The sequence below is a fragment of the Arthrobacter sp. MYb224 genome, from assembly GCF_002975455.1.
GTDB lineage: Bacteria > Actinomycetota > Actinomycetes > Actinomycetales > Micrococcaceae > Glutamicibacter.
In genome coordinates, this window is sequence record NZ_PCPU01000024.1 from 1 (window position 1) to 1,220 (window position 1,220).

1 protein-coding gene is annotated in these 1,220 nt (G+C 57.8%); it reads left to right on the plus strand.

The window, feature by feature from the left end:
- Positions 1-1,220: serine hydroxymethyltransferase (gene glyA / locus CQ017_RS17775; protein WP_105554817.1), on the plus strand; the 1,220-nt coding region annotated here is incomplete at both ends.

Genomic DNA, 1,220 nt, shown 5'->3' on the forward strand with positions numbered 1-1,220 from the left:
CAGCGGATCGATGCCGAGCTCGCTCGTCAGCAGCGTGGTCTGGAGATGATCGCTTCGGAGAACCATACCGCGCAGGCTGTGATGCAGGCGCAGGGTTCGGTGCTGACCAACAAGTACGCCGAGGGTTACCCGGGCCGCCGTTATTACGGTGGTTGCGAAGAGGTTGACGTTATCGAGACGTTGGCGATTGAGCGTTTGAAGGCTCTGTTCGGTGCGGAGTATGCCAATGTGCAGCCGCATTCCGGTGCGCAGGCTAATGCTTCGGTGTTCCACGCGCTGGTTCGCCCGGGCGATACGGTCATGGGTCTGAACTTGGCTCATGGTGGTCACCTGACCCACGGGATGAAGATCAACTTCTCGGGTCGTCTCTTTAACATCGTTCCTTATGGTGTGAATGAAGAGACCTACGAGGTGGACATGGATGAGGTGGAGCGCCTCGCCGTGGAGAGCCAGCCGAAGATGATTGTTGCTGGTTGGTCGGCGTATCCTCGTCAGTTGGACTTCGCTCGTTTCCGTGAGATCGCTGACAAGGTCGGTGCGTACTTGTTTGTGGATATGGCGCATTTTGCTGGTTTGGTGGCTGCTGGGTTGCATCCTTCGCCGGTGAAGTATGCGCATGTGGTGACCTCCACGACGCATAAGACTCTTGCCGGTCCGCGTGGCGGCATTATCTTGACCAATGATGCTGATATTGCCAAGAAGATCAATTCGGCGGTGTTCCCTGGTCAGCAGGGTGGCCCGTTGGAGCATGTGATTGCTGGTAAGGCTGTGGCGTTCAAGATTGCTGGGTCGGCGGAGTTCAAGGAGCGTCAGGCGCGGACCTTGGCTGGGTCGCGGATTTTGGCTGAGCGTTTGGGCCAGGCTGATGTGGCTGCCAAGGGCATTAGCGTGTTGACCGGTGGCACGGATGTGCATTTGGTTTTGGTTGATTTGCGTCATTCGGAGCTTGATGGCCAGCAGGCTGAGGATTTGTTGGCGCAGGTGGAGATCACGGTGAATCGTAATGCGGTGCCGTTTGATCCGCGTCCGCCGATGGTGACGTCGGGGTTGCGTATTGGTACTCCGGCGTTGGCGACTCGTGGTTTCTCGGAGGCTGCGTTTGGCGAGGTTGCGGAGATTATTGCGCAGGCTTTGATTGCTGGTGCTGATGGTAATGCTGGTGTGTTGCCGGAGTTGAAGCAGCGTGTGCTGGATCTGGCGCAGGCTCACCCGCTCTACCC